At 68.2% G+C, this 20833-nt stretch carries 18 protein-coding genes; 10 read left to right on the plus strand and 8 right to left on the minus strand.

The features are described from left to right. The first annotated feature begins 81 nt into the window (after positions 1 to 81). Positions 82 to 855 (plus strand): ferredoxin--NADP reductase, encoded by a 774-nt coding sequence (locus tag ACFSCU_RS16775; protein ID WP_377561196.1) that lies wholly within the window; start codon positions 82 to 84, stop codon positions 853 to 855. Between the two features lie 302 nt (positions 856 to 1157). Here ACFSCU_RS16775 and ACFSCU_RS16780 read toward each other — a convergent pair whose 3' ends face one another. The 4 genes from ACFSCU_RS16780 to rsmD form a co-directional block, all read right to left on the minus strand. After that, positions 1158 to 1388 carry a hexameric tyrosine-coordinated heme protein gene (locus ACFSCU_RS16780; RefSeq protein WP_180549345.1) on the minus strand — a complete coding sequence of 77 codons (231 nt, stop codon included), beginning with the start codon at positions 1386 to 1388 and terminating at the stop codon, positions 1158 to 1160. A 63-nt stretch (positions 1389 to 1451) separates the two neighbouring features. After that, entirely contained in the window at positions 1452 to 1856 is a 405-nt protein-coding gene (locus ACFSCU_RS16785; protein WP_377561197.1) for a hypothetical protein, read from the minus strand. A gap of 5 nt (positions 1857 to 1861) precedes the next feature. Further along, positions 1862 to 2365 (minus strand): pantetheine-phosphate adenylyltransferase, encoded by a 504-nt coding sequence (gene coaD / locus ACFSCU_RS16790; protein ID WP_180549347.1) that lies wholly within the window; start codon positions 2363 to 2365, stop codon positions 1862 to 1864. Positions 2366 to 2493: 128 nt separating this feature from the next. Beyond that, positions 2494 to 3096 (minus strand): 16S rRNA (guanine(966)-N(2))-methyltransferase RsmD, encoded by a 603-nt coding sequence (gene rsmD, locus ACFSCU_RS16795; RefSeq protein ID WP_180549348.1) that lies wholly within the window; start codon positions 3094 to 3096, stop codon positions 2494 to 2496. 149 nt (positions 3097 to 3245) lie between these two features. On the opposite strand from rsmD, the gene ACFSCU_RS16800 reads away from it, so the two are divergent. Further along, on the plus strand, positions 3246 to 3791 hold the full coding sequence (locus ACFSCU_RS16800) for a hemerythrin domain-containing protein (RefSeq protein WP_377561198.1): 546 nt from the start codon (positions 3246 to 3248) through the stop codon (positions 3789 to 3791). A gap of 558 nt (positions 3792 to 4349) precedes the next feature. On the opposite strand, the gene ACFSCU_RS16805 is transcribed toward ACFSCU_RS16800, so the two are convergent. Continuing rightward, entirely contained in the window at positions 4350 to 5633 is a 1284-nt protein-coding gene (locus ACFSCU_RS16805) for a M16 family metallopeptidase (RefSeq protein WP_180549349.1), read from the minus strand. A gap of 333 nt (positions 5634 to 5966) precedes the next feature. Beyond that, complete coding sequence (locus tag ACFSCU_RS16810) at positions 5967 to 7385, minus strand: M16 family metallopeptidase (protein WP_377561199.1); 1419 nt, start codon at positions 7383 to 7385, stop codon at positions 5967 to 5969. 166 nt (positions 7386 to 7551) lie between these two features. On the opposite strand from ACFSCU_RS16810, the gene selD reads away from it, so the two are divergent. Continuing rightward, a complete protein-coding gene (selD, locus tag ACFSCU_RS16815; RefSeq protein WP_180549350.1) occupies positions 7552 to 8634 on the plus strand; it encodes a selenide, water dikinase SelD in 1083 nt (360 codons plus the stop codon). Positions 8635 to 8707: 73 nt separating this feature from the next. Here selD and ACFSCU_RS16820 read toward each other — a convergent pair whose 3' ends face one another. Beyond that, on the minus strand, positions 8708 to 11875 hold the full coding sequence (locus ACFSCU_RS16820; protein WP_377561200.1) for a choice-of-anchor U domain-containing protein: 3168 nt from the start codon (positions 11873 to 11875) through the stop codon (positions 8708 to 8710). 196 nt (positions 11876 to 12071) lie between these two features. Here ACFSCU_RS16820 and ftsY point away from each other — a divergent pair, with 196 nt between their 5' ends. From ftsY to ACFSCU_RS16855, 7 genes are all read left to right on the plus strand, one after another. Next, positions 12072 to 13223: a signal recognition particle-docking protein FtsY gene (gene ftsY / locus ACFSCU_RS16825; RefSeq protein WP_377561201.1), complete on the plus strand. Its 1152-nt coding sequence runs from the start codon at positions 12072 to 12074 to the stop codon at positions 13221 to 13223. A 175-nt stretch (positions 13224 to 13398) separates the two neighbouring features. Then, complete coding sequence (locus tag ACFSCU_RS16830) at positions 13399 to 14490, plus strand: NAD(P)/FAD-dependent oxidoreductase (RefSeq protein ID WP_180549354.1); 1092 nt, start codon at positions 13399 to 13401, stop codon at positions 14488 to 14490. Between the two features lie 368 nt (positions 14491 to 14858). After that, positions 14859 to 16064 carry an ABC transporter substrate-binding protein gene (locus tag ACFSCU_RS16835; protein WP_377561202.1) on the plus strand — a complete coding sequence of 402 codons (1206 nt, stop codon included), beginning with the start codon at positions 14859 to 14861 and terminating at the stop codon, positions 16062 to 16064. Between the two features lie 179 nt (positions 16065 to 16243). Beyond that, positions 16244 to 17107, plus strand: a complete 864-nt coding sequence (locus ACFSCU_RS16840; RefSeq protein WP_180549355.1) for a branched-chain amino acid ABC transporter permease — start codon at positions 16244 to 16246, stop codon at positions 17105 to 17107. A gap of 115 nt (positions 17108 to 17222) precedes the next feature. After that, a complete protein-coding gene (locus ACFSCU_RS16845; RefSeq protein ID WP_180549356.1) occupies positions 17223 to 18248 on the plus strand; it encodes a branched-chain amino acid ABC transporter permease in 1026 nt (341 codons plus the stop codon). Then, positions 18241 to 19002, plus strand: coding sequence for an ABC transporter ATP-binding protein (locus tag ACFSCU_RS16850; RefSeq protein ID WP_377561203.1), 762 nt, complete (start codon positions 18241 to 18243; stop codon positions 19000 to 19002). The genes ACFSCU_RS16845 and ACFSCU_RS16850 overlap by 8 nt, the downstream gene beginning before the upstream one ends. Position 19003: 1 nt before the next feature. Continuing rightward, positions 19004 to 19813 (plus strand): ABC transporter ATP-binding protein, encoded by an 810-nt coding sequence (locus ACFSCU_RS16855; protein WP_377561204.1) that lies wholly within the window; start codon positions 19004 to 19006, stop codon positions 19811 to 19813. Between the two features lie 191 nt (positions 19814 to 20004). Here ACFSCU_RS16855 and ACFSCU_RS16860 read toward each other — a convergent pair whose 3' ends face one another. After that, a complete protein-coding gene (locus tag ACFSCU_RS16860; RefSeq protein ID WP_180549357.1) occupies positions 20005 to 20775 on the minus strand; it encodes an IclR family transcriptional regulator domain-containing protein in 771 nt (256 codons plus the stop codon). Between the last annotated feature and the right edge of the window lie 58 nt (positions 20776 to 20833).

Here is a 20833-nt window from a genome sequence, read left to right on the forward strand (position 1 = left end):
GCCGCGATCCGTCTAAGCGCCGATGCGACAATACGGGGTTTCCCCCATTTGTCTGCCGCGCCTGCCGCGCGCCTTCAGCCCATGGCCGCCTTCGACGACGAAAAAGTTCTCACCGTCCACCACTGGACGGACCGCCTGTTCAGCTTCACCACCACGCGCAGCCAGAGCCTGCGCTTCTCGAACGGCCACTTCACCATGATCGGCCTGCGCGTGAACGGCAAGCCGCTGCTGCGCGCCTATTCCATCGTCAGCCCCAACTACGAAGAGACGCTGGAATTCCTCAGCATCAAGGTGCAGGACGGCCCGCTGACCAGCCGCCTGCAGCACATCCAGCCGGGCGACAGCATCATCGTCGGCCACAAGCCCACGGGCACGCTGCTGATCGACTACCTGGTGCCCGGCAAGCGGCTGTACATGTTCGGCACCGGCACCGGCCTGGCGCCGTTCATGAGCATCATCCGCGACCCCGACACCTACGAGAAGTTCGACGAGGTGATCCTCGTGCACGGCTGCCGCCTGGTCAGCGAGCTGGCCTACCGCGACTACATCACCAACGAGCTGCCGAAGCACGAGTTTCTGGGCGAGATGGTGAGCCAGCAGCTCAAGTACTACCCCACGGTAACGCGCGAGCCCTTCCCCACGCAGGGCCGCATCCCCGACTTGATCGAAAGCGGCCAGATGGCGCGCGACCTGGGCGTGCCCCAGCTCAATCCGCAGGTCGACCGCGTGATGCTGTGCGGCAGCCCCGAGATGCTGAAGTCCATCAAGGCCGTGCTGGAAGCGCGCGGCTTCAACGAAGGCAACACCACCACGCCGGGCGACTTCGTGGTGGAGCGGGCGTTCGTGGAGCAGTAAAGCCCGCGCGGCGCGGGTCTGCTCATGGACCTCGCTTCGGTATTGATAGTGGCTTGCGCAGTGCCTGCAACGGTTTCAAGCCAAAATCCTTTGAAATCGTTTGGTGACCGGCGCGGCCAGCTATCATTTTTGCTTGATCATCCAGTAAGTCCCAAGTGAAGCGCGGACCGCATCCGTGGTGTGGGAGCGGGCTTGCCCGCGATCCAGCGTGGGTGGCGACGAGGCGCCTCATCGCGGGCAAGCCCGCTCCCACAACGCTGCCTGAGGCTGGTTACTGATCAGGCTTTTTTGATGTTCTTGCGCTAACCGCGCCAGTAGTTGTTGGCCGCCGCCACGGTCTGAAAGTTGACGGCGATCACCTGCGATGCCGCCGTCAGCCCGTCGGCCGAGTTGGCGTACTCGGCCCGCAGCCTGTGCAGCACCTCGCCGTCGGGCTGCGTGTATTTCACGCCGCGTCGGCTCAGCGTGATCGCCAGCTCGAAGCCTTCCTGCGGCGTCGCGGTGATCAGTGATTTCAACCAGATGTCGCTCATCGTGACCTCCTGTGTGTGAGAGGCCATGATGGGCGCGATCCGATCCCATCAGCCCGGGCAAGGTCAATTGGTCAGGCTTCCATCAACCCGTGTTGACTGGGCCGCGCGCCGGCGCCACCACCATGCGCCCGTCACGCCCAGGGCGGAAAACCAAAGCGCAGAAAAAAGGAGCGTGTTGACGCTGTAGGGCCTCGTCATGAGCGAGATGAGCAAGGCACCCATCAGCGACACCAGCAAGCCATGCAGCAAAGGACTCGTCTGCGCCAGCCGCGCGGCCCAATAGCCCGCGCCAAAAGGGCAGATCAACAGCGCAGCGTTGATCGCCAGGCTGAGCCACAGATTGTGGAAAGTGGTGGCGCCCGAAAGACTCGCAATCAGCATGCCTACGAGAAAGAAGAATCCGATGGGCAGCACATAGCCGCCGCACAGGCTGATGAGCAAAGCGCTGATGCGGAGGTCAGCCGGCATACGGGTTACCGAGACCGTTGCGCGTCCGAGCGCTTGGCGAGCAACCGCTCCAGCACCAGCGGCGCCACGTAGGGTGCCACGTCGCCGCCCAGCTGCGAGATTTCGCGGATCAGCGTGCTGCTGACGGCCTGCAGCGTGGCGGCGGGGGTCATGAAGATGGTTTCCACGTCGGGCGCCAGGTTGCGGTTCATGCCGGCCAGGCCGAATTCGAAGTCGAAGTCGGTCACGCCGCGCACGCCGCGCACCATCACCTTGCCGCCGCGATCGACCACGAAGTCGCGCACCAGGCCGTCGAAGGGCTCGACGCTCACATTGTCGTAGCGGCTGGCGGTGTCGCGCGCCAGCGCCAGCCGTTCGTCGAGCGTGAACAGCGTCTTCTTGTGGTGCGCCATGGCAACGGCGATGATGACCTGGTCGAACAGCCCGGCGGCGCGGCGCACGATGTCCTCGTGGCCCAGGGTGATGGGGTCGAACGTGCCGGGGTAGACGGCGATGACGTGGCGGCTCATGGGTGGTGTGTCTCCTGCGGACGTTGGCCTGGCCTGGTAGGAGCGGCGGAAGCCGCGAAGCAGCGCTTCGTCCGAAGAAACTGCCTGATCGCGGCTTCCGCCGCTCCTACATGAAAACCTGGGGGCGATTATGCGGAACGCCGCAGCAGGTGCGCGTGCACGGCGCCGGCCTTCAGGTGGCGGTGCAGGCGCAGGCCGCTTTCGGCCAGCGCGGCATCGTCCCAGGCTTGGGGCGCTTCGAGGTAGACGAAGCCATCGGCCCGCACGGTGCGCGCGGCGGCGGCCAGCGCGGGGGCGAACAGCGCGGCCGCGTCGAACGGCGGGTCGAGCAGCACCAGGTCGGCGCTGCCCGGCGCCTGCGCGTTCAGCGCCGCCACGCCGTCACCGAGCTGCACGCGCACGGCGTCGGCCTTCAGCTTGTCCTTCAAGCCCCGCAGGCCGGCGGCGAGTGCCGCGTCCTGCTCCACCATCAGCACCTCGGCGGCGCCGCGCGAGGCGGCCTCGAAGCCCAGCGCGCCGGTGCCGGCAAAGACGTCAATCACCTGCCAGCCGCCCAGGTCCTGCCCCAGCCAGTTGAACAGCGTCTCGCGCACGCGGTCGGGCGTGGGGCGCAGGCCGGGGCGATCGGCCACGGGCAGGCGCGTGCGGCGCCATTGGCCGCCGATGATGCGCACCTCTTGCGGCAGCGGCGCCGTGCGGCGGGGCGTGGATGGGGCTGGGCGGCGGGGCATGGGGCGATTGTGACCGCCGCCGCGCCCATGGCCTGGCGTTGCCGGGCCTGACCTGGGTCAAGCAATGGCATCATGCGGCGCACTGTCTTTGCCCCGGATGGCGCGGCGTGGATTACGCTAAGCACACACACGAACCCTTGGAGACCCCGATGAGCCAGGCGCCCACCTCCCCTGTCGATACCGACGAGCCGCTGAACAACTTCTCGCAGTGCCACGCCGGTATCGTGCGGCACCTGGACACGTTCGGCGAACTGCCCGCGCTGCTGGCGCCGGCGCAGCGCGCGCGCGAGGTGGCCGAAGACATCGTCAAGTTCTTCCGCGCGGCGGCGTTCGAGCACCACGAGGAGGAGGAGCGCGAGCTGTTCCCCGCCGTGCTGGGCAGCAGCGCGCCGGGCGAGGAGCGCGCGCTGGTGAAGCAGATGATCGACGCGCTGACGCGCGAGCACCGCGACATCGAGAAGCAGTGGAACGCGCTGGAGCCGCAGCTGAAGAAGGTGGCCAAGGGCCAGGCGGTGGACATCGACCCGCAGGCCATCGCCAGCCTGGTGGCGCAGTACAAGGCGCACGCGCGCTTCGAGGAACTGGAGTTCCTGCCACTGTCCGAGAAGATCCTGGGCCGCAACAGCGACCACATGGCGGCGCTGGGCTTGTCGCTGCACATGCGGCACCAGCCAATATTCTTGGGGCACATTTAACCCCCCTGAGCCGCTTGCGCGGCTTCCCCCGAGGGGACAACGCTGGTGGCCGGGGAGACCCCGGCCACGGCGTTCTGGCGCGGCCTGCTCCGCGGCCATCGGATGTGGGGGCGGCGCTTGCTGCGCAGCGCCTTGGGGCCGGGGCCGGGGCCGGGGCCGCGGCTTCGGTGCTTGTTGGTCAAGCAAAGCACGTGGGCATGAACCCTTGACCTCCCCTCTCCACCCGAAGGGGGGAGAGGGCCAGGGTGAGGGGGCGATGCCGCAGGCATCGTGACGGCGCCGGCTTCAGGCGATGCGCTGCCGCCCTCACCCCAACCCTCTCCCGCAAGCGGGAGAGGGAGCCCTGTGCGCCGCCGCTTCGGGCGCCTGGCTGTCCCATCCACCGCTCCTGCGCTGTGTGGAGCGGCCTTGGCCGCGATGGCGCGTCTGGAAGGCCATGGCCATCATATACTCCCCATGTGCCAACCCGACAGCGCCCGAACGACAGGCGCTGAAGGCACATACTCCCCAACACCTGCTGATGGATGCGTCGTGCCCGCAGCGCGGGGCGCGCACCCTTCACTGCCCGCCCACGACCACCGTCACCATCTTCTGCGGCTGCAGCACGCGCTGGAAGGCGGTCTTGATCTGGTCGGCCGTCACGGCATCCACGCGCTGGGTCCAGTGCTCCAGGTAGTCCAGCGGCAGGTTGTTCCAGGCGATGTTGGCCACGTTGTCGAGCAGCTTGCGGTTGCCGTCCAGCCGCAGCGGAAAGCCGCCGATCAGGTTGTCCTTGGCGGCCTGCAGTTCGTCCGCGGTGGGGCCGTTGGCCACGAAGTCGGCGATGACTTTCTGCGCCACGCCCAGCGCCTCGGCCGCCTGGTCGGGGCGCGTCTGCAGGCCAGCAGTGAAGGCGCCCGCGTGCAGGCCGGGGGCAAAGTAGCTGTAGACGCTGTAACTCAGGCCGCGCTTCTCGCGCACCTGCGTCATCAGGCGCGAGGTGAAGCCGCCACCACCCAGGATGTGGTTGCCCACCAGCAGCGCGAAGAAGTCCGGATCACTGCGCTTGTAGCCCGGCTGGCCGATGAGCACGTGCGACTGTGCCGAAGCGAACGGGATTCGCTCGTCCTTGGCCGCCGCCAGCGGCGCCACCTCGGGCACGGCGGGCAACGGCGCGCAGTCGCCGCCCTGCGGCAGGCGCGACAGCAATTGCGTCACAAGCTGGTCGGCCTGCGCCCGTGTGACGGCGCCGACCAGGCTGACTTTGGCACGGCAGGGGCGGATGAAGTCGGCATAGCGCGCGCGCATGTCGGCCACGCCGATGCGGGCCAGCGACTCGGGCGTGGTCTCGTAGCCGTAGGGGTGGCTGCCGTACACCGCCGCGCTGTAGGCCAGGCCGGCGATGGTGCCGGGGCGCGTGCGCGATTCCTTGATGGCGGCCGACAGGCGCTGGCGCTCGCGCTGCCACACGTCGTCGGGCCAGGCCGGCTCGCCCAGCTCGCGCGCGGCCAGCGCCACCGACTTCTGCAGCAGATCAGGGTCGGTCAGCGTGCGCAGCTGAAAGCTCATGCGGTCGTTGCCGGCGCTGCCGCCGAAGGCAGCGCCCAGGTCGGCCCAGGCCTCACCCAGCGCGTTCTCGTCCAGCGCCGGCTGGCCGTCGCGCGCGGCCACGCCCTTGCCGGCCATCAGCGCGGTCACGCTGGCCAGGCCCGCCTGTTCGGCCGGGTCGCGCCGGCTGCCGGCATCGAAGTCGACCTGCACGTCCAGCATCGGGATCACCGGGCTTTCGACCAGCCACACCTGCGCGCCGCTGGGCTGAGTCCAGTGCTGGATGGGGATGGCGGCGACGGCGGGGTGCAGCATGAACAAGCCTGCGGCGCCTGCCAACACGGCGCTGAAAGCTCTCTTTTTTGTAGGAGCGGGCTTGCCCGCGATGGGGTGTTGATTGGCACCGAAGCGCTGCATCGCGGGCAAGCCCGCTCCCACAGGGTCAAGGTGTTTTTGGCCTCTGGCGACCGTCCAGCAAGCGCGAGCAGCTATTTTTTTCAGAGTATTCATGAGATCACTTGATGAGACCCCCTCTCCCGCCGGCGGGAGAGGGTTGGGGTGAGGTCATGGTTGCCAGCAGGCGAAGCGGTCCCTCACCCCTGCCCTCTCCCCAGAGGGGCGAGGGAGAAACAACCGGGAACGAAAGGCTCAATGCCGCGCATCCAGCGGCGCCACACGCGGCCTGGCATTCGGATCGCGCGGCTGCGGCAGCAGCGTGGCCACCGTGAGCTGGTCGTCGCCGAAGTACTTCTGCGCCACGGCCTGCACCTGCGCCGCCGTCACGCCGCGCAGGCGTTCGATCAGTTGCGCATCGGCGTCCAGCGGCAGGCCCTGGATCCAGTAGTGGCCCAGCTCCTGCGCCTGGCCCATCACGCTGTCGCGCTTGTAGACCTCGCTGGCCACCCACTGCGTCTTCACGCGGTTCAGTTCGGCCTCGCTCACGCCCTCCTTGGCGATGCGCGCCACCTGCTCGCGCAGCGCGGCCTCGACCTGCGCGGCCGTCTTGCCCGCCGCCGGCACGCCGACCAGGCTGAAGGTCTGCGGCCCACGGCCCAGCAGGCCGTTGCCGGCGCTGGCGCTGTCGGCCACGCGGTCGGGCCCTTGCGTCAGCGCACGGTCGAGCCGCGCGCCACTGTAGCCGTCCAGCACGGCCGACAGCACGGTCAGCGCCAGCGCGTCGTCGTTGTCGGGCGAGGGCTGCAGGCTGGTCATCTGCGGCACGCGGAAGGCCAGCGCCACCAGCGCCTGTTCGGCCGGGGCCTTCACGTCGATGCGGCGCAGGCCGCGCTGCTCGGGCTCGGGCCGCGGCTTGCGCGTGGGCACGGCGTGGGTCTTGATGCCGCCGTAGTGCTGCTTCGCCAGCGCCAGCACCTGCTGCGGATCGACATCGCCCACCACCACCACGGCGGCGTTGGCCGGGGTGTACCAGCGCTGGAAGAAGGCGCGCGCGTCCTGCGCCGTCAGAGATTCCAGGTCGCCCATCCAGCCGATCACCGGGCGCCGATACGGCGAGGCGATGAAGGTGGTGGCGCGCAGCTGCTCGAACATCAGGGCGCGCGGGTTGTCCTCGGTGCGCGAGCGGCGCTCTTCCTTCACCACCTCCAGCTCCTTGGCGAACTCCTCGTCGCTGTAGCGGCTGTGCGCGAAGCGGTTGGCCTCCAGCGCCATCACGTCGCCCAGGCGGTTGGCAGGCACCTGCTGGTAATAGCCGGTGTAGTCCATGCTGGTGAAGGCGTTCTCGCGCCCGCCCAGCGCGGCCACGCGGCGCGAGAACTCGCCGGGCTGCAGCTTGTCGGTGCCCTTGAACATCATGTGCTCCAGCACGTGGGCCACGCCGCTGGCGCCGTCCACCTCGTCCATCGAGCCGACGCGCACCCACAGCATGTGCACCGCGGTGGGCGCGCGGCGGTCGGGCTTGACGATCACCGTGAGGCCGTTGGCCAGCTTGAATTGGCTGACCGGGCTGGCAGCGGCTGCCGGCGGAGCCAGTTGTTGTGACAGCGCGGCGGACGCAAAAGAGGCGCTGGCGACCAGCAGCAGCGCAGAAAGAGAAGGTTTGAAATGCATGACCGCAGACAGAGTCGGGGGGGTGGAAATTCGTTCCTTGAAGGTGCGAGTGTGCCTGAGCGCGCCAGGGCGCCGATTCTGACGCTTTTACGGCGCCAGCGCTTGCCTATCAAGCGCGGGCAGCTATCGATTCAATAGTCAACAGGCATGCGCGACAATCGATCGCATGACCGCTTCTACCTCCCCCAAGACCGCCGAACCCCGCCTCACCTCGCTCAGCCACGGCGGTGGTTGCGGCTGCAAGATCGCACCGGGCGTGTTGTCCAGCATCCTGCGCGGCACCACGCAAATGCCGGTGCCGCCGGAGTTGCTGGTCGGCATCGAAACCGCGGACGACGCCGCCGTTTACAAGCTCAACGACAGCCAGGCGCTGGTGGCGACCACCGATTTCTTCATGCCCATCGTCGACGACCCGTTCGACTTTGGCCGCATCGCCGCCACCAACGCGCTCAGCGACGTGTACGCCATGGGCGGCACGCCCATCATGGCGCTGGCCGTGGTGGGCATGCCGATCAACGTGCTGTCGGTCGAGACGATTGGCAGGATTCTGGAAGGCGGCGCCAGCGTGTGCCGCGCGGCGGGCATCCCGATTGCGGGCGGCCACACCATCGACTCGGTCGAGCCCATCTACGGCCTGGTGGCGCTGGGCCTGGTGCACCCCGACCGCGTGAAGAAAAACAGCGCCGCGCAGGTGGGTGACGTGCTGGTGCTGGGCAAGCCGCTGGGCGTGGGCGTGTATTCGGCCGCGCTGAAAAAGGGCGAGCTGAACGCCGAGGGCTACGCGCAGATGATCGCCAGCACCACGCGCCTGAACACCGCCGGCCCCGATCTGGCGCAACTGCCCGGCGTGCACGCCATCACCGACGTCACCGGCTTCGCCCTGGCCGGCCACGCGCTGGAGCTGGCGCGCGGCGCCGGCGTCACGGTGCAGATCGACTGGCCCGCCGTGCCCCTGCTGCCCGGCGTGCGCGAGCTGGCCGCGCGCGGCATCGTCACCGGTGCCAGCGGGCGCAACTGGGCGGCCTATGGCGACGAAGTCTCGTTGCCGGCCGGCTTTTCGGACACCGAACGCGCCCTGCTGACCGACCCGCAGACCAGCGGCGGCCTGCTGGTGGCGTGCGCGCCGGATGCAGTGGATGCGGTGCGGGCCACCTTCCAGCGCCAGGGGTTTGGGCGAGCGGCGGTGGTGGGGCGCGTCGAGGCGCGGGGCACCGCGCCGCTGGTGGTGCGCGACGCGGCCTCGGGCTGACCCGAACGCCGCGTGATCCCGGCCCGAGGGGCCGGCGCCGCGCGCCAGCCCGCTCGTTCGATTCGATGGATTTTCAGCGTCGGCGCTGAACGTGCAGCCGGCGCGCAGCCATCAGGAACAGGCCCAGTGCCAGTGCCAGCAGAGCGTACTGCGACAGCGTCGGGACCGGCTGAACCACCGGCGCGCCGCCTGCGGCTGGTACGCCGATGGCCCCGGGGTCGACGATGGTGCCGTTGGCCGCCAGGTCGTTGTCACCCAGTCCGCCATCGGTGATCGTGAACGTCACCTGGTTGCCGCTCACCGTCGCCGGGATGGTGTAGTAGTGGTCGGTCGCATTGCCGGCCTCCTTGCCGTACTTGTAGTACTGCGCCCCGGCCGGGATGGCATTGGGATAGGTCACGGTAATGGTCACCCCACCGCTGGCGGCCGGGCAGCTGGCGGCCGTGAACTGGAAGAAGCCATGCGGGAAGCTGACGCCCGCGGGCGGTGCCGCCGGATCGGCCACGAAGCCGCTGCCACCGGTCACGAAGCCGCAGGCCGGGCCGCCACCGACGAGCGTGGCCGTGGCCGTGCCGGTTCCGGTGCTGGTGGGTCCCGTGATTGCCGTCACGACGCAGGAGACCGCCACATTGGTGACGTTGGCCGCCCCCACCGTGCCCGAACCGTTGGTGACCGTGCAGGTCTGGCCCACCGGCTGCGTGCCCACGGTCACGCTGTAGGCGGCGCCGCCGGCCAGCGCCGTCGGGAACGTGAAACTGCCATTGGCGTTGCGCGTGATTGCGTCGCCACCGTTGTTGAGCAGCCCGACCGATTTGCCCGCGCCCAAGCCGCTCACCGTGCCGCCGATCGTGTAGGTGGCCGGCGGGTTATTGGCGCAGTTGACGGCCACATTGGTGACGTTGGCCGAGCCAACCGTGCCCGAACCGTTGGTGACCGTGCAGGTCTGGCCCGCCGGCTGCGTGCCCACGGTCACGCTGTAGGCGGCGCCGCTGGCCAGCGCAGTCGGGAACGTGAAGCCGCCATTGGCGTTGCGTGTGATTGCGTCGCCACCGTTGTTGAGCAGCCCGACCGATTTGCCCGCGCCCAAGCCGCTCACCGTGCCGCCGATCGTGTAGGTGGCCGGCGGGTTATTGGCGCAGTTGACGGCCACATTGGTGACGTTGGCCGAGCCAACCGCGCCCGAACCGTTGGTGACCGTGCAGGTCTGGCCCGCCGGCTGCGTGCCCACGGTCACGCTGTAGGCGGCGCCGCTGGCCAGCGCAGTCGGGAACGTGAAGCTGCCATTGGCGTTGCGCGTGATTGCGTCGCCACCGTTGTTGAGCAGCCCGACCGAAAGGCCCGCGCCCAGGCCCGACACAGTGCCGCCAATGGTGTAGTTCGTCGCAAACGAAGGCACCATGACAATGCCCACGCCCGAGTCGCGGTCCCAACCTGCAGCTTCAATGTCGAGCGCCGTGGCGTTCATGGCCGCCAGGATTTGCGCCCGGGTCAGCGCCGGATTGTTGCCCTTGATCAGCGCCGCAATGGCGGCCGCCGTGGGCGCTGCGGCCGAAGTGCCACAGAACGGGATGAACCCCGGGGTGGTGGTCGTGCCGCAGTCAGCCGCCGCCATGTCCACCTTGTTCAGGGTGGTGCCGCCATTGGTGCCGAACAGGAAATTGCCGGGCGTGATGGCCGTGCCGTTGGGTTGGTAGAACATCTTGCGCGGACCGTCCGAGCTGTAGGTGGTCACCGGGTTGGCCGCACCCCCCGTGAACGCGCCGCCGCCGGCCGTGGCGACATTGACCGCCGCCACCGTCACCGCGCTGGCTGCGGCGTTGTGGCCGAAGGTGCTGCCTGCGGTCGCAATGGCCGGGGCCAGCCGGGCGCGGTTCGTGTCCAGCCGGATGGCGCGCGCCACGCCGGAGTACTTGACCACGTACAGCCGTGAGCCGACCGGGAACGAGCCGGATGCAAACTCGAAGGGGTCTTGCGTTCCGCTCTGGACACTGGCGCTGGAGCCGATGATCGTCGTCCCGGCCGCGTTCGTGACGATCAGGTCGTAGTCATTGGCGGACGCGCCGAGGGCGTCGCTCCATTTCAGCGAAACGCGGCGAGTGCCTGAGGGCACCGCCGTGAGCGTGGTGTAGTTGGCGGCGCCGAACGCGTGCAGTTGAATCGGCACCCCCGCACCATAAAAATTTTGAATCACCGCCGGAATGGCGTTGGGGCTGGCCACGAAGTCGCCTTCGTAGGTTCCGGACTCGCTGCGCGTCAGATGGCCCGAATTGGCCGCCGAGGAAAAATACAGCACGCCGCTCGCCGTGACGGTGTTGACCGCCTGCGCGATCGGCCCGTCCTGGAACGCGCCCTCGTTGAAATACGTGACGTCATCGACAATGATGTCGCAGTTGTAGGGCGCTGCGGCCAGGCTCTGGATGTTGGTGGCCATCGACGCCACGCCGCCAAAGCCGGTAGCGAAGTAGAGCGACGCGCCGGGCGCCATGTCGTACACGATCTCGAGCATGGCAGTGCCTTCGTCGCCCGAGCCGGCCTGGCCTGGAACGACGGTGACGCCGGCGGGCAGATCGCCGGTGCCTTGGCGCGCCGCCAGCGTGTTGACTCCATCCGACAGTACACATACCTTGGCCCCCGCGCCGGTGTGGCCGCCGGCGTGGGCCACATTGGCCTTGTGCGCGGTCACGCCCTCCCAGGTCGCGCTACCGACATTGGTCGCGGCACCGGGGGCCAGGCTTTTTAGGCGCTCCTGGTACGCCTTCAGCTCCTTTGGGCTGAGTTCGTACCGGTTGGTGGTGGCCAGTTCGCGCGGGCCAACCGTCTGCACGTCGGCCCGGTTGGCGATGTCGGTGATGGCCGACACCGGCACGCGCGCGGTGATGGTGCGATACGTGGGGTATTCCGACACGTCCGTACCGCCCTGCGCCTTGATGAAGGCCGTGAGGTCGGGCGTCACGTCGGCCTTGATGACCACGATCATGGTGTCGTCCGGCGCGACGTTGTCCCGGGCGAAGTCCTGAGTTGCGGCGGGCAAGCCCTTCAGGCGCCCCGACTTGAGCTGACCCGCCTTGTCGGCGCGCGTGAGCCCAACCAGCGCCGAGTCCATCTTCCGCTCGGCCGGCGTCCAGCTGGACTTGTCGCCAAAGGCCGGCTGCGCCCATGCGCCGATCGACGCGACGCCCAGCACCACGGCCAAGCCCAACGCCCGCGTCAAGCCCATGAAATTGAATTTGTTCCCCACCATGCCCACTCCTTCACGTTGTCGCAATTCGCAAATGTAATAATTTGCTCAAGCCAAAGCAAATGAAATCAACGCCGCAACGAATCGGGGTAGCCAGATAGCCACATGTCAAATGCGGCAGTCTCTTGCATCGGCGCTGGCATCCTGCGCAGACCCGCGCCTTACGGCGTTGCTGGGCGTGTCCTTAAAATTCGGGGCAATGTTCAGTTTTTTCCGCCGCAAGAAGGCCGCCGACCCGGCGCTGCCAATCCTCTCCGATGCCGATCCAGCCCCACCGGCCGATCCCGGGGTGCCGGCCACGCCGCCACCCGCGGGCAGGACAGAGGCACCAGTGGCGGCGATGCCGACAGCGCCCGAGGTGATTCCTGAATTGATAGCTGGGCGCGCTTTGCCTGCGAGCCCAGAACCCCAGTTTCACCCCGAGACAGCGCCCGAACCCATCGCCTCCCCCTCGCGCGGCGGTTGGCTCGATCGCCTGAAAAACGGCCTGAAGAAAACCGGCAACAGCATCACCACGGTGTTCACCGGCACCCAGATCGATGACGCGCTGTACGAAGAGCTGGAAACCGCCCTGCTGCTGGCCGATGCCGGCGTGCCGGCGACCGAGTTCCTGCTGAATGACTTGCGCCGCCGCGTGAAGGAAGCGCGCGCCACCGACCCGGCACAGGTCAAGACCCTGCTGCAGGACGCCATCGCCGACATGCTGGCGCCGCTGGAAAAGACGCTGGTGGTGGGCGTGTACCACCCCACCGTGATCATGGTGGCCGGCGTCAACGGCGCCGGCAAGACCACCAGCATCGGCAAGCTGACCAAGCACTTCGCCGATGCCGGTGCCAGCGTGCTGCTGGCAGCGGCCGACACCTTCCGCGCCGCGGCGCGCGAGCAGCTGGCCGTGTGGGCCGACCGCAACCAGGTCGAGATCATCAGCCAGCAGGGCGCCGACCCGTCGGCCGTGAGCTTCGACGCCGTGGGTGCCGGCCGCGCGCGCCGCAAGGACGTGGTGCTGGTCGACACCGCCGGCCGCCTGCCGACGCAGAAGCACCTGATGGAAGAGCTGACCAAGATCCGCCGCGTGGTGACCAAGGCCGACATCACCGCCCCGCACGAAGTGCTGCTGGTGATCGACGGCAACACCGGGCAGAACGCGCTGGCGCAGGTCAAGGCCTTCGACGAGGCGGTGCAGCTCACCGGGCTGGTGGTCACCAAGCTCGACGGCACCGCCAAGGGCGGCGTGCTGTGCGCTATCGCGCGCGAAAAGCCGATCCCCGTGTATTTCGTCGGCGTGGGCGAGCGGCTGGAAGATCTGCAGACCTTCAAGGCGCGCGAATTCGCGCAGGCGCTGGTCGGGTGACGGCAATCGGTATCCAACCGCAAGGTTTGCAACAACAAAATCCGATGGCCGCGGAGCAGGCCACCCCAGAAACGCCGTGGAGCGGGCTTGTACCGGCCACTGGCGTTGTCCCCTGGAGGGGAAGGCGCCGAAGGCGACGCAGGGGTGAGCCCCATTCACTCGATACACTCCCCGCATGACCGTGAATCCCTCCCGGAAACACTTGGTGCTGCTCGGCGCCGGGCGCGCCCACCTGCAAGTCCTGAAGTCGTTCGCCCGCCAGGGCACGGGCGACATGAACGTCACCCTGGTGGCGCCGCACCCCTACTACATCGAACCGGCCATGCTGCCGGGCCATGTGTCGGGCGACTACGCACTGGAAGACCTGCGCGTGCCGCTGGACAACCTGGTGGAGGCCAGCGGTGCGCACTTCGTGCCGGCGCACGTGATCTCGCTCGACCCGGCCGGCCGCCGCGTGCAGCTGTCCAGCGGCGACGCCGTGCCCTACGACGTGCTGTCAATCAATGTCGAGCCGGTCGTCGACCGCGACGCCATCGAGGCCGCCATGCCCGGTGCGCGCCGCAACGCGCTGTTCACCCGCCCGCTGGAGACCTTCGTGCAGCTGTGGCCGCAGTTGCAGGCGCTGGCGCGCGAGCGCGCGCTGCAGGTGGCCGTGGTGGGCGACAGCGTGCCCGCCATCGAACTGGCCATGGCCGTGGCGCATGCGCTGGCGGCGCCGCACGGCAGCCGCGTCACCCTGGTGGCGGGCGAATCGCCCCTGCTGGCCGACCAGACGCCCGCGCTGCAGCGCCGTGTGCTGGCACGCCTGAAGGCGCTCAACATCACCGTGCTGCAAGACCCGTGCATCGGCATGGACGGCCGCGCGCTGCAACTGGCCAGTGGCGCCACGCTGCTGTGCGACGCGCCGCTGCTGGCCACCGGCGCCGGCGCGCCTGGCTGGCTGCTGCAGGCCGGCCTGCAGGCCGACGAGCACGGTCAGCCGCTGGTCAACGAGCGCCTGCAGAGCGACAGCCACCGCCAGGTGTTCGTGGTGCCCGACGAGGCGCCGCCCGAGGTCGGCCCGGTGCTCGAGGCCAACCTGCGCACCGCCATCTCCGGCGGCGCCTTCAAGAAAGCACCACTGGATCTGTCGCGCCTGAAGGTGGTCGGTTGCGGCGACGGCCGCGCCATCGCCGTATGGGGCCCGCTGAGCCTGGAAGGCCGCGAGGTCTGGCAATGGAAGGACCGGCGCGACCGGCGGCAACTGGCGGCCCTGTTCGGGCCCTGACGCGCGTCCGCGCCTGCGGATTCGGCTGAGCCGTCATACTCATCATTTCGATAGCTGCTCGCGCCTGCTACACAATGATTTCAGATTGATTTGATGCTGAAATCCTTATTTACCGAGCGTGCGCAGCTATCATTTTGCATTAATCCTCAGCGCCAGCCGGCCCCAGACCCCAGCTTTGAACGCATGGGAAAACCCTGAGCTTTCCGTCACAAGCATGAACTATACTGCGTCCGAACAGGCAATTTAGTTCATATCGCCACCCCAGTCTGCCGCGCCTCGCAGCGTACTTTCAGGGTAAGCCGGGGTTGCGATCTGGGCGTCCTGTTTCACAATTGCCGCCATTACTTGACACCTAAAGGAGTTTCGACATGACAGCTCAAGCCCGCGGTCTCAGCCGCCGTCTGATGCTTTCCCGCAGCGCCGCCGTCGTCGGCGCCAGCTCGGCCGGCCTGCTGCTGCCCGAGATCGTGCGTGCGCAGGGCAACAAGCTGAAGGTCGGCTTCATGCTGCCCTACACCGGCACCTTCGCGCAGCTGGGCGTGGCCATCGAGAACGGCGTGCGCATGGCCATCGCCGAGAAGGGCGGCAAGCTGGGCGGGCGCGAGATCGAGTGGGTCAAGGTGGACGACGAGTCCGAGCCGTCCAAGGGCGTGGAGAACGCCAACAAGCTGGTGCAGCGCGACAAGGTGGACGTGCTGATCGGCACCGTGCACTCGGGCGTGCAGATGGGCATCCAGCGCGTGGCGCGCGAGTCGGGCGTGCTGAACATCATCCCCAACGCCGGCGTGCACGCCGCCACCCGCGCGCTGTGCGCGCCCAACGTGTTCCGCACCAGCTTCACCAACAGCCAGCCCACCAGCGCGCTGGGCAAGCCCATGATGGACAAGGGCCTGAAGCGCGCGGTGTGGATCACCTGGAAGTACGCCGCCGGCGACGAGGCCTTCGAGGGCTTCAAGGACAGCTACACCAAGGCGGGCGGCACCATCGTCAAGGAACTGGGCCTGCCCTTCCCCAACGTCGAGTTCCAGGCGCTGCTGACCGAGATCGCCAGCCTGAAGCCCGACGCCGTGGCCTGCTTCTTCGCCGGCGCCGGCGCCGCCAAGTTCATGCGCGACTACGCCGCGGCCGGCCTGCAGGGCAAGATTCCGCTGTGGGGCTCCGGCTTCCTGACCGAGGGCGTGATCCAGGCCGCCGGCCCGGCCGCCGAGGGCGTGATGACCACCATGCACTACGCCGACTCGCTGGACACGCCGCGCAACAACCAGTTCCGCGCCGCCTATGCCGGCCAGTTCAAGCTGCAGCCCGACGTGTACGCGGTGCAGGGCTACGACGCCGGCCAGTTGCTGCTGCGCGGCGCCGACGCGGTCAAGGGCGACCTGTCGAACAAGGCCGCGCTGTACAAGGCCATGGAAACGGCCGTCATCGACAGCCCGCGCGGCAAGTGGACCATGAGCCGTGCCCACAACCCGGTGCAGGACATGTACCTGCGCGTGGTCGAAAAGGGCGACAACAAGGTGCTGGGCGTGGCGCAGAAGGCGGTGGCTGATTCGGCCGCCGGGTGCAAGCTGGGTTGAACCCCCCTGAGGCGCTGACGCGCCTTCCCCCTTTTGCTGCGCAAGGGGGACGACACCAGTGGCCGGCGCAGGTCCGGCCACGGTGCCACTTGCATGGCCTGCTCCGCGGCCTTCTGAACGCTTGCTCCGTCATACGCGTCGGGTAAAAAAAGTCCGTCGCCTTTCTCTTTCTTCTCGCCGTGGACTTCGCCAACTTCCTCATCCAGACGCTGAACAGCGTGCAGTACGGGCTGCTGCTGTTCATGCTGGCCGCCGGCCTGACGCTGATCTTCGGCATCATGGGCGTGGTCAACCTCGCGCACGGCAGCTTCTACATGCTGGGCGCCTACCTGGCGTTCGCGCTGTCGTCGCAGCTCGGCAGCTTCACCGCCGCCATCCTGGTGGGCACCGCGCTGTCGGTCGTGTTCGGCCTGGTGCTGGAACGCCTGCTGTTCCGCCACTTCTACCACCGCGACCACCTCGACCAGGTGCTGCTCACCTTCGGGCTGATCTACATCTTCGAAGAAGCACGCTCGCTGCTGTGGGGCGACGACGTGCACGGCGTGGCGGTGCCGCCGCTGCTGACCGGCTCGGTGCCGCTGACCGAAACCCTGTCCTACCCGCACTACCGTCTGTTCATGATGGCGGTGTGCGTGCTGCTGGCCATCGGCCTGTACCTGCTGATCAACAAGACGCGCCTGGGGATGAAGATCCGCGCCGGCGCCTTCAACCGCGACATGACCGAGTCGCTGGGCATCAACATCAAGCTGATCCACGCCGTGGTGTTCGCCATCGGCGTGGCGCTGGCCACGGTGGCCGGCATGATCGCCGCGCCCATCTCCAGCGTCTACCCCGGCATGGGTTCGTCGGTGCTGATCATGTGCTTCGTGGTGGTGGTGATCGGCGGCATCGGCTCGGTGCGCGGCGCGCTGATCGCGGCGCTGCTGGTGGGCTTTGTCGACACCTTCGGCAAGGTGCTGCTGCCGCAGGTGGCGGGCATGCTGGTCTACATGCTGATGGCGGCGGTGCTGCTGTGGAAACCTGAAGGGTTGTTCAAGCAATGAAACGTGCCCCCACGCTCCCCACTTCGTGTGGTTCGCTGCCCCAGCGCGCAGGCTTGCAACGCGCTCCACGGTTGCGTGGGGCCTTCGCCACCTTCGGGCGGCCGGGCGGTGGCTCATGAGCGCCCCCAAGTCCAACCTCGAAGCGCTGCCGCGCAGCATCCAGTTCGTGCTGCTGCTCGGTTTCGTCGCGCTGGCTGCGTTTCCCTTCGTCGGCAGCGAGTTCTACCAGCAGATGGTGGCGCGCATGATGATCCTGGCCATCTTCGCCATGAGCCTCGATCTGCTGCAGGGCGTCACCGGCCTGGTGTCGCTGGGGCACGCGGCCTACTTTGGCCTGGGCGGCTACGCGCTGGCGCTGATGTCGTCCGACAACGGCCCGGTGAGCCTGTGGTGGACACTGCCCGCCGCCGTGGCGGTGGCTGGCCTGTTCGCCCTGGTCATCGGCTTCTTCGTGGTGCGCACGCGCGGCATCTACTTCATCATGGTGACGATGGCGTTCGCCCAGATGCTGTTCTTCCTGGTGTTCGACAACAAGGAGCTGAACTTCCTCGGCCTGCTGCCGCTCAGGCTGGGCGGCTCCGACGGCGTGTACATCAACTTCAAGCCCGACGCCGCCCTGTTCGACCTGGAGAACAAGAAGGTCTTCTACTACTTCGTGCTGGCCTGCCTGGTGCTGGTGTACGTGTTCCTGCGCCGCCTGCTGTGGAGCCCCTTCGGCCGCGCGCTGGCCGGTATCCGCGTGAACGAGCACCGCATGCGTGCCGTGGGCTTCGGGTCTTTCAGCTACAAGCTCACCGCCTTCACGCTGGCCGGCGCGCTGGCCGGGCTGGCGGGCTACCTGTGGGGCGCGCAGACGGGCTTCGTGAACCCCGAACTGATGGGCTTTCACATGAGCGCGCACGCCATCATGATGGTCATCCTGGGCGGCATGGGCAACTTTGCCGGGGCCATCGTCGGCGCCTTCGCGTTCGAGTTCATGCTGGAGCTGTTCAAGGACCTGCCCACCGTCGGCGGCTTCCGCCTGGGCAAGCACTGGCAGCTGTGGATGGGCCTGTTCATCGTGGCCGTGATCATCTTCGCGCCGCGCGGCCTGCTGGGCCTGATGGAGCGCTTTGGCCGCAAGGGAGCAGACCATGAGTGAGGTCCTGCTTTCCGCGAAGAACCTGACCAAGCGCTTCGGCGGCCTCGCCGCCGTCAACGACGTCTCGGTCGATCTGTGGCGCGACCGCATCCACGTCGTCATCGGCCCCAACGGCGCCGGCAAGTCCACCCTGACCAACCTGCTCTCGGGCGATCTGCCGCCCACCAGCGGCAGCATCACGCTGGGCACGCACGACATCACCAGCGCGGCGCCCGAGCAGATCTCGCGCCGCGGCCTGGGCCGCAGCTACCAGAAGACCAACATCTTTCTGCCCTTCACGGTGTGGGAGAACGTGCGCCTGGCCGCGCAGTCGCGTGCGGCGCAGCAGCCCTTCAACCCGGTGCGCTGGCTGCAGAGCGCGCGCCATGACGCCGCCGTGAACGAGCGCGCAGAGAAGGCGCTGGAACTGGCCGGCCTGACCGCCCGGCGCGACTTCATCGCCGGTGCCGCCAGCCACGGCGAGCAGCGCCAGCTCGAGATCGCCATGACGCTGGCCACCGACCCGCAGGTGCTGCTGCTCGACGAGCCGCTGGCCGGCATGGGCGTGGCCGAGGCCGAAAGCATGGTCGAGTTGCTGCTGCGCCTGAAGCCCCACCACGCCATGATGCTGGTCGAGCACGACATCGACGCCATCTTCGCGCTGGCCGACCACCTGACGGTGATGGTCAACGGCACGGTGATCGCCAGCGGCGAACCAGCTGCCATCCGCGCCGACCGCGGCGTGCAGGCGGCTTATCTTGGGGAGGAACACTGACATGGCGACGCATGCCAACGCCAACCGCCAGGACGATCCCAACAATCCGCTGGCGCCGCGCTCGCACAACACCGCGCCGACCACGCGCCACGGGCACGACCCCGACCTGCTGATCCACGCCATCGACCTGCACACCTACTACGGCGCCAGCCACATCCTGAAGGGCGTCAACTTCCAGGTGCGGCGCGGCGAAACCATCGGCCTGATGGGCCGCAACGGCATGGGCAAGAGCACGCTGCTGAAGTCCATCATGGGCCTGGTCAAGCCCCGGCGCGGCGGCGTGCTGGTGATGGGCAAGCCGATGACCGGCCGCCCGCCCTACGAGATCGCACAGCTCGGCGTGGCCTACGTGCCCGAGGGGCGCGGCATCTTCGGCAATCTGAGCGTGGTCGAGAACCTGAAGATGGCCGCCCGCCCCGGCACGCGCGGCCAGCGCGACTGGACCTACGAGCGCGTGCTGGAGACCTTCCCGCGCCTGCAGGAGCGCCTGGGCCATGGCGGCCAGCAGCTGTCGGGTGGCGAGCAGCAGATGCTGACCATCGGCCGCGCGCTGATGACCAACCCCGACGTGCTGATCCTCGACGAGGCCACCGAGGGCCTGGCCCCGCTGATCGCGCGCGAGATCTGGCGCATCTGCGACGTCATCCGCGCAAGCGGCATCAGCAGCATCATCGTCGACAAGAACTGGAAGCACGTGACGCAGGTGACCGACCGCAACGTCATCCTGGTCAAGGGCGAGGTGGTGTTCGAGGGCACGTCGGATGCGCTGCGCGCGCAGCCTGAATTGCTGACACAGCATCTGGGCGTTTGAAGAGGCTGATCGTTCGGCGCCCCGCGTTGCGTGAACAGGGTTGTGGGAGCGGGCTTGCCCACGATGCAGCGCCTGCTGCCATCGACACGCTGATAGCGGCCAAGGCCGCTCCGACAAGCGCCTCGCCCCACGAGCCCATAAGAGAAATCGGCATTCGACGCCCTGCTGTCAAGCGCTGACAGCTATTGCATTCATAGCAGCTGCCGAATTTCCCCAGCGGCTTCGCGCAAGCGCGGCAGGATCTCGCCGGCCAGCGCCGCATCGTTCAACCGCCCCGGTGCCAGCACCACATTCAGCGCCGCCACCGTCTGCCCCTGTCGCGTGCGCAGCGGCACCGCCACCGCATGCACGCCCAGTTCGTGCTCGTCGGCGGCCACGCAGTAATCCTGCTCGGCCACCTGGGCCAGCAGCGCGCGGAAGGCGCGCGGCGCCGTCACGGTGTGGGCGGTGAGGCGGCGCAGCTCACGCCCCTTCAGCCACGCCGCCAGATCGGCGCGCGGCAACGCCGCCAGCAGCACGCGACCGGTGGAGGTGGCGTGCGCCGGCAATCGTGCGCCCAAGTGGCGCCCGTAGGCGAGCATCGGGTTCACCGGCGCCAGGCCGGCGCTGCGCGCCACGATGACGACTTCGTCGCCATCCAGCACCGCGGCCGAGTACACGTCCTGCGTCTCGGCGGCCAGACGGTTGAGCGTCGGCTGGATCACGCGGGGCAGCCGCGCCGAAGCCAGGTAGGCGCCCGAAAAGCGCAGCACGCGCGGGCTGAGCCAGAACTGGCCGTCCTCCGTCTCCAGATAGCCCAGGTGCGCCAGCGTCAGCAGGTGGCGCCGTGCGGCGGCGCGTGTCAGGCCAGCGCGCTCGGCCGCCTGCGTGGTGTTCAGGCGCTGGCGCTCGGTGCCGAAGCACTCCAGCACGGCCAGGCCCTTGGCCAGTCCGGCCACGTAGTCGGCGTGGGCGATGGGCATGGGGAGGTCTCCGTTTCCTGCGTTCCAGTTGTGGGAGCGGGCTGGCCCGCGATGAAGT

Origin of the sequence: Ottowia beijingensis (assembly GCF_042680925.1) — a bacterium.
Classification (GTDB): domain Bacteria; phylum Pseudomonadota; class Gammaproteobacteria; order Burkholderiales; family Burkholderiaceae_C; genus Ottowia; species Ottowia beijingensis.

What these genes read in the sequence shown, in the direction of transcription:
- ACFSCU_RS16775 (WP_377561196.1), top strand. Translation starts at nt 82, where the DNA reads ATGGCCGCCTTCGACGACGAAAAAGTTCTCACCGTCCACCACTGGACG.
- ACFSCU_RS16780 (WP_180549345.1), bottom strand. Translation starts at nt 1,388, where the DNA reads ATGAGCGACATCTGGTTGAAATCACTGATCACCGCGACGCCGCAGGAA.
- ACFSCU_RS16785 (WP_377561197.1), bottom strand. Translation starts at nt 1,856, where the DNA reads ATGCCGGCTGACCTCCGCATCAGCGCTTTGCTCATCAGCCTGTGCGGC.
- coaD (WP_180549347.1), bottom strand. Translation starts at nt 2,365, where the DNA reads ATGAGCCGCCACGTCATCGCCGTCTACCCCGGCACGTTCGACCCCATC.
- rsmD (WP_180549348.1), bottom strand. Translation starts at nt 3,096, where the DNA reads ATGCCCCGCCGCCCAGCCCCATCCACGCCCCGCCGCACGGCGCCGCTG.
- ACFSCU_RS16800 (WP_377561198.1), top strand. Translation starts at nt 3,246, where the DNA reads ATGAGCCAGGCGCCCACCTCCCCTGTCGATACCGACGAGCCGCTGAAC.
- ACFSCU_RS16805 (WP_180549349.1), bottom strand. Translation starts at nt 5,633, where the DNA reads ATGCTGCACCCCGCCGTCGCCGCCATCCCCATCCAGCACTGGACTCAG.
- ACFSCU_RS16810 (WP_377561199.1), bottom strand. Translation starts at nt 7,385, where the DNA reads ATGCATTTCAAACCTTCTCTTTCTGCGCTGCTGCTGGTCGCCAGCGCC.
- selD (WP_180549350.1), top strand. Translation starts at nt 7,552, where the DNA reads ATGACCGCTTCTACCTCCCCCAAGACCGCCGAACCCCGCCTCACCTCG.
- ACFSCU_RS16820 (WP_377561200.1), bottom strand. Translation starts at nt 11,875, where the DNA reads ATGGTGGGGAACAAATTCAATTTCATGGGCTTGACGCGGGCGTTGGGC.
- ftsY (WP_377561201.1), top strand. Translation starts at nt 12,072, where the DNA reads ATGTTCAGTTTTTTCCGCCGCAAGAAGGCCGCCGACCCGGCGCTGCCA.
- ACFSCU_RS16830 (WP_180549354.1), top strand. Translation starts at nt 13,399, where the DNA reads ATGACCGTGAATCCCTCCCGGAAACACTTGGTGCTGCTCGGCGCCGGG.
- ACFSCU_RS16835 (WP_377561202.1), top strand. Translation starts at nt 14,859, where the DNA reads ATGACAGCTCAAGCCCGCGGTCTCAGCCGCCGTCTGATGCTTTCCCGC.
- ACFSCU_RS16845 (WP_180549356.1), top strand. Translation starts at nt 17,223, where the DNA reads ATGAGCGCCCCCAAGTCCAACCTCGAAGCGCTGCCGCGCAGCATCCAG.
- ACFSCU_RS16850 (WP_377561203.1), top strand. Translation starts at nt 18,241, where the DNA reads ATGAGTGAGGTCCTGCTTTCCGCGAAGAACCTGACCAAGCGCTTCGGC.
- ACFSCU_RS16855 (WP_377561204.1), top strand. Translation starts at nt 19,004, where the DNA reads ATGGCGACGCATGCCAACGCCAACCGCCAGGACGATCCCAACAATCCG.
- ACFSCU_RS16860 (WP_180549357.1), bottom strand. Translation starts at nt 20,775, where the DNA reads ATGCCCATCGCCCACGCCGACTACGTGGCCGGACTGGCCAAGGGCCTG.